General features: G+C 46.6%; 8 protein-coding genes. 5 read left to right on the top strand and 3 right to left on the bottom strand.

Features of this window, described 5'->3' with window-relative positions; genetic code table 11:
- Positions 1-549 (top strand): TMEM175 family protein (locus tag ACI32D_RS07675; protein WP_439775994.1); only part of this gene is annotated, 549 nt, incomplete at its 5' end.
- Between the two features lie 68 nt (positions 550-617).
- On the opposite strand, the gene ACI32D_RS07670 is transcribed toward ACI32D_RS07675, so the two are convergent.
- The 3 genes from ACI32D_RS07670 to ACI32D_RS07660 all read right to left on the bottom strand — a co-directional run bounded on the left by ACI32D_RS07670 (position 618) and on the right by ACI32D_RS07660 (position 2,999).
- A complete protein-coding gene (locus tag ACI32D_RS07670) occupies positions 618-1,961 on the bottom strand; it encodes an MATE family efflux transporter (RefSeq protein WP_439775993.1) in 1,344 nt (447 codons plus the stop codon).
- A 60-nt stretch (positions 1,962-2,021) separates the two neighbouring features.
- Positions 2,022-2,357 (bottom strand): ABC transporter ATP-binding protein, encoded by a 336-nt coding sequence (locus tag ACI32D_RS07665; RefSeq protein ID WP_439775992.1) that lies wholly within the window; start codon positions 2,355-2,357, stop codon positions 2,022-2,024.
- 165 nt (positions 2,358-2,522) lie between these two features.
- Positions 2,523-2,999, bottom strand: a complete 477-nt coding sequence (locus ACI32D_RS07660) for a hypothetical protein (protein WP_439775991.1) — start codon at positions 2,997-2,999, stop codon at positions 2,523-2,525.
- Positions 3,000-3,167: 168 nt separating this feature from the next.
- Here ACI32D_RS07660 and ACI32D_RS07655 point away from each other — a divergent pair, with 168 nt between their 5' ends.
- From ACI32D_RS07655 to ACI32D_RS07640, 4 genes are all read left to right on the top strand, one after another.
- Positions 3,168-3,698 (top strand): GNAT family N-acetyltransferase, encoded by a 531-nt coding sequence (locus ACI32D_RS07655; protein ID WP_439775990.1) that lies wholly within the window; start codon positions 3,168-3,170, stop codon positions 3,696-3,698.
- Between the two features lie 70 nt (positions 3,699-3,768).
- Positions 3,769-4,809 carry a YdcF family protein gene (locus ACI32D_RS07650; RefSeq protein WP_439775989.1) on the top strand — a complete coding sequence of 347 codons (1,041 nt, stop codon included), beginning with the start codon at positions 3,769-3,771 and terminating at the stop codon, positions 4,807-4,809.
- A 263-nt stretch (positions 4,810-5,072) separates the two neighbouring features.
- On the top strand, positions 5,073-5,642 hold the full coding sequence (locus ACI32D_RS07645; RefSeq protein WP_439775988.1) for a ribonuclease H family protein: 570 nt from the start codon (positions 5,073-5,075) through the stop codon (positions 5,640-5,642).
- Positions 5,643-5,862: 220 nt separating this feature from the next.
- A partial coding sequence (locus ACI32D_RS07640) for a MerR family transcriptional regulator (protein ID WP_439775995.1) occupies positions 5,863-6,009 on the top strand: 147 nt, incomplete at its 3' end.

The following is a 6,009-nucleotide window of genomic DNA, read 5'->3' as shown; positions in this document are numbered from 1 at the left end:
ATCATGGCTTTTACGGACGGGATTGAGGCGATTGCGGCCACAATCATGGTATTGGAACTGTCAGTGCCAGAGCACTTGACTTTGTCAGCACTCTTAAGTGAATGGCCGACCTTCTTCGCTTATATCGTCAGCTTCGCGCTGATTTATCTTTCCTGGCGGTCTCATCACAATGCTTTTCAAAAGGCTGACCAAGTTTCAACCGGGGTTTATCTGGTCAACGGCTTCTGGCTCTTCTGGAGCTCTCTGGTACCATTTGCGACTAGCTTGATCGGCAACAATCCGGAATCTGCTTTGGCTGCCGGGATCTACGTAGGCGTTGTCTTCTTATGGACTTTGACCTTCCAGTTCCTGGACGGGGCTATTCTTAAGGCTAATCCAGATGCAGAGAAAGATGAGGTAATGACCATGCCTGGCAGAGTCATCATCTTTGGCGGCTTCGCCCTGGCTTTCGCGGCGATTGCGATCAGACCACTCCTGGCTGTCTTAGTCTTGGCCCTGTCTAACCTGGTCATGGCCAGATATATCGTGAGAAGAAAGAAGACTCTTTAAGGCAAAATAAATACCCGCTGACTTGCGGTGAGCAAGTTGGCGGGTATTTTTAATTATCTAAAGCAAAATCAGTCAGCTGGCTTAACTGCCTTCTTGTGTAGGTAGTAAAGCCCGGCCAGGTCGGCCAGGGCCCAGCCGATTGGGATGCTGGCCCAAATTCCGATGTAGCCAATTGAAGGAACCTCGGATAAGAAGTAGGCCAAAAGAACCCGAGTACCTAAGGAAAAAATTGTCAAAATAACGGAGATCATCGGCTCATCAATTGCCCGGAAGTAGCCATAGAACATAAACAGGAAACCGATCAAGGCATAGAAGCTGCCTTCAATCCGCAAGTAGCCAATACCAATCTGAATTACTTCCGGGTCACTGGTAAAGACAGCCAGCAAGGGCTTTGCCCAAAAGACAACCAGACTGCTGATGACCAGGCAGAAGGCCAGAATCCACCAGCTGGCCTGTCGGTTGCCCTGCTTGATTCGGTCTGCCTGCTTGGCACCATAGTTTTGCGCGACAAAAGTCGAATAGGCATTTCCAAAATCTTGGACAGGCGAGTAAGCCAGGGTGTCAATCTTAACAGCAGAGGTAAAAGCCGCCATGACATTAACGCCAAAGGAGTTAATCCTGCCTTGCACCAGAAGGATGCCCAAATTCATGATTGATTGCTGCAGGGCTGTCAAGCCAGCTAAAGACAGGATGCTCTTGCTGATAGCTTGGTCATAAATCATGGCTGCTTTTTTAAAGCGCAACTTTGGAAAATGGTGCCAGGCGTAGATAGTTAAGCCAAAACCAGCAAAGTACTGGGAAATGACAGTGGCTAAGGCTGACCCGGGCACGCCGAAACGTAGTCCTGCTACTAGCCAGATGCAGAGAATGATGTTCAAGACTGAGGACAGGCAGAGAAAGACCAAGGGAATGGCTGAATTGCCGATCGCCCGCAGGCTGCAGGCAAAGTAGTTGTATAAGTATGTGGCTGGAATCCCCGCGTAGATGATCAGCAGGTATTGGTTGAAAAGAGTCTGGATGCTAGCCGGAATGGCTAAAAGGTTAGCGGTGATTCCCAGTAAGAGATAGACCAGGAGAGTCAAAAGAATGGAGAAAAGGCCGGTTCCGCAGAAAGATAGCCAGTTGCCAATGGCAAATTCCCGGTCCTCTTTCGCCCCATATTTAATTGATAAAAAGGCCCCGCAGCCCATGCTGAGGCCCAAAATGATGGAGGTCAGAAAGATCATCAAGGTATAGGCTGAGCCGACAGCAGCTAAGGCATTTTTGCCAATAAAGCGTCCAACGACCAAAGTGTCTGTTAAGTTGTAACACTGCTGAAGAACGTTGCCGACCATCAAGGGCAGGGCAAATTTGACCAGACCCAGGCTGATGCTGCCGGAGGTCAGATCAATGGTAGATTTGTTTTTTGACATGAATTACTCCCATATTACTTTTTCGGTAAAAAATCCCTGCCTTCTAGAGCAGGGGGGCAATTAAGGAGCCGGGAAGAAATTGATTAAGGCGGCAAAAGCAGTGATCACGACAACTGCGATTAGCCAAAACTTTTGGCGCGTTTTCAGACTCTTGAAGTAATCCCACAGGCTTGTATATTTGGTGTCCGTCAAGAAGTCATCGCAGAAGATGACAAATTCCAGCAAAAGATTGCCGGCAAAAAGCAAGAAGACCGGCAAGGCAGTGACTGAAAAAGCAGAGCTCCAGTAGTTCCACAAGTATACCATGTTGAGCAGGATCTGCATGACAAAGGCAGAAATGGTCAGCTTGGAGAAGCTGTCGTAAGGCGCAGGTGCTTCCTTGCTTCCAGTAGACAAGCTTTTTCTTGCTCTCAGTAAAACAAGCAAGTCAGCCAAGAGCAAAGCCAAACTGATTCCGACTAAAAGTAAGAATATTATATTCATGTTCCCTCCAGAGTGAGTAAAATTACTATATGAATTATAGCATTTATCAGCTAGCAAAAAAGTGCTGGCTGCCCACTCTTAGATGTGAAAGAACTGGTCAAGTTCTGGAAAAGTCGGATAGGGCGGCAGACCGGTTAATTTGGCAAAGATAAAGGGGACAAACAGAGAAGAAACACAGATGACAAGCTTGATTTGATCTGACCTGTCAAAATATCCCCAATATTCTTTGATGCTAAAGGATTCTGCTTCATCATCAAAAAGATAAGCGTACAAGCGGGCATCGAATAAGATCAGCAATTCAAAAATGGAAAGGATAAACTGAGTCTGAGTGTTAAATTCGAAGTAGCCGTAGACTAAATTGATGAGAGTGATCAGCTCAGCCGCGATCAAAAGCAGGGCCAGCTCCAACTGGATCAGCAGGAGGCAAAGTTCAGTGATTAAAGCAGGGATGCTGTCGCCCACTAAGCCATTTCTCCAAACTTGCGGCAGGGCCAGCAGGTGACACATCACCAACACCAAGCTAAAGCGGACAATCATGAACAGTATCTCAGACATTTATTCTTCCCTCCAAAAGCAAACAAAACATTTGTTCTAATAGCTGTAATTCGATTATAGCACGTCAGTTCGGCTTGACTAGGGGAACAGGAAAAATAGTGACGGAGAATTCCTGTCACTATGGTAAGATTGTTTTTAACTGATAAGTTTAATAAACAGGAGGAAAAAATGGAACTGACTACTGCAAGATTACGCCTGCGGCCTTGGGAAGACAGGGATGCTGCCCGCCTCTACGAATTAGCTAAGGATCCAGCTGTCGGTCCTGCTGCTGGCTGGCCAGCCCACAAATCTGTTGAAGAGAGCCTGCGGGTGATTCAAGAAAACTTGCAAGCCCCGGAAACATATGCGGTTTTGCGGAAAGCGGATAATCTGTTAATCGGGTGTGCTGGCTTAAGATTTGGCGAGGATGCCTGTTCAGAAAAAGATGAAGAGCCAGAACTTGGCTACTGGATTGGGAAAGAATACTGGGGGCAAGGCTACGCGCCAGAAGCCGCGGCCTGCCTCATTGACCATGCATTCGCCGACCTGGGCAGCCAGGCCGTTTGGTGCTGCTATTACGAAGGCAATGACCAATCAAAGCGGGTCCAGGAAAAACTGGGCTTTTCGTACGTGAGAACTGACCCAGAGGGCGATACCCTGCTGGGCTACACGCTGCCAGAAGTGGAAAACGTCCTAAAGCAGGAAAGTTGGCGGAAATAGTTGCTATTACTTTGGCGGGATCGATGTTATGATAAAAAATAACAATCTATTGCTAATTGGAGTGGGAATAATGAAGGATATTATATCAAAAATTCTGCCAACAGTTTTTTGGGGCGGCCTTTTTGCGTATTCGATGTACCGGGACCGCAGCAGGTATCGAAATGTCGTCTTGCTGCTTTTGACAGGCATGTCGGTTCTGGGTTTCATCTATTCGCTGTTCAGCTCTGAAGTTAGCGGAGTTTTGGTCTTGATTACAACGGCCATGGTTGGGCTGGCTTTCTTGATCTTGCCTTTCTTCTTATTTGTTAATGGTTTGTACATGATCAAGCGGGAAGGGCGGTCTTTGGGCAACCTCTTGTCCTTTTTACTAGGCCTAATCTTAATTGCCGGTGAACTGTCATTTTTCCTCTGGTTCTTTGGCCTCTTGGTTGGACCAGAGCTGGGCATTAAAATGAGTGCTCTGGAGCCGTATTCGCCGTTTTTGGCCTTCTTTGGCCTTTCTTCTGGCTACCTGTCGGTTACCTTCGTGTCTTTCTTGCTTTACTGCCTCTTTTTGCAGATTATTCCGCACCATCGGGATTTCGATTACGTGATAATTCATGGGGCTGGGATTAAAAAAGATGGCACCGTGACCAAACTACTGGCAGACCGCTGCGACAAAGCAATTGAAATTTACCGTAAGGATCCAACCTCGCCTTACCTGGTTCCTTCGGGCGGGCAAGGCAGCGATGAGGTTTGCAGCGAGGCAGAAGCCATGCGCAAGTACCTTGTTTCTCAAGGCATCCCTAAAGATAAGATTTTGCTGGAAGATAAATCCAAGACAACTATGGAGAACGTGACTTTTTCCAAGGCCTTAATTGAAAAAAGACCAGGCCACAAGTATACAGCTTTGGTGACCAGCAACTACCATATCTACCGGGCCATGCGCTATGCCAAAAGGGCGCAGCTAAAGGCTGTCGGAATCGGCTCTCGCGTCGCGCCTTACTACTATCCAAGTGCCTTGATCCGTGAATTTGTGGCAGTTCACAAAGAACGCAAGCACTTGATCCTTTTTGCCATTGGTTATCTGCTTTTCGTCAGTCCGGTCATCGTCATCATGCTGACAGAGTAATGATGAAAAAAGGCTGCAAAGCAATTTCCTTGGCAAGAGTACAAATACATTTGAAAAACGTGCTAAACAGGCAGAACTTGTTTGGCACGTTTTTTTGCGCTCTAAAGGAGCGGCTTCTTTAGGTTCTGTAAAATATCAAAAAATATGTGTAAATGGTTGACACAACATAAGCAACGCACTGACAATAAACTTGTCAGATGAAGCAGAAGGGCTTCAAAGACATAAACACGTCCATTTGAAATTTTATTAAGGAGAATCACACTATGATTAAAAAAACTATGACAGAACAAGAAAAAATGAGCATCATCGAAAAGTTGAAAGCAGAACAACTTGAATCCGAATACGATGCCTGGATTTTTACCGACGGTGGCTGCCGCAACAACGGCAACAATGCAGGTGAACACGTTTTGTCAACTGACAAGGCAGCATGGGCATACGTGATCTTGCATGATGGACATGCCATGACCGCTACTGGTGGCAAAGTCGGAGCTACTAACAACCAGATGGAAATGACAGCTGTTCTTGAAAGTTTGAAGGCACTTGAAGAGATGGGACTTAGCCGGAAGAAGCTGCTGCTTTCCTTAGATTCAGATTATGTTCGCAAAGCCCTCAGTGACTCTTCCGATGGGACTGCTTGGATCAAAGGATGGAAAGAACGGGGCTGGAGAAATTCTAATGGGAAAGCAGTTGCCAACCAGGACTTGTGGAAGGAAATTGACAAGGAAATTTCTAAGTTCTCCAATTTGACTTTGCAGCACGTCGACGGCCATGCTGATAGCGATGGCAACAACCTGGCTGACGCCCTTGTTAATGAACAGATGGACGAGATGTAACAATTCTCTTTTTCATCGACAGCATCCCTATCGCGCAGATCATTCTGCCAAGAGGGATGCTTTTTTTTCTTTGCTTGACCAATTCTTGAAAAAAGTCGCGGCCTAGAAGCTAATTGCAATCAGCGGCAGCCATTCATATCTATTATTATGTGTAGGTGCTAACGGCAAGTATGCAAGTCATGTTATACTAGTAACAAACAATGTGAAGGGGCCTTTTACCGTGAAGAAATACAAAGTAGGCGAAGCCGCTGAAATCCTTGACGTCTCCGTTGCCACTCTGCAAAGGTGGGACCGTGAAGGCAAACTTAAGGCTGAAAGAAGTGCCACAAACCGGCGCTACTATACGCAAGAACAGCTTAACGAGTAT

It is taken from the genome of Lactobacillus sp. (assembly GCF_051873315.1).
In the GTDB taxonomy this organism is placed as follows: domain Bacteria; phylum Bacillota; class Bacilli; order Lactobacillales; family Lactobacillaceae; genus Lactobacillus.
Note: the sequence above shows the minus strand (reverse complement) of the source record. Positions and strands in the feature narration are given on the sequence as shown.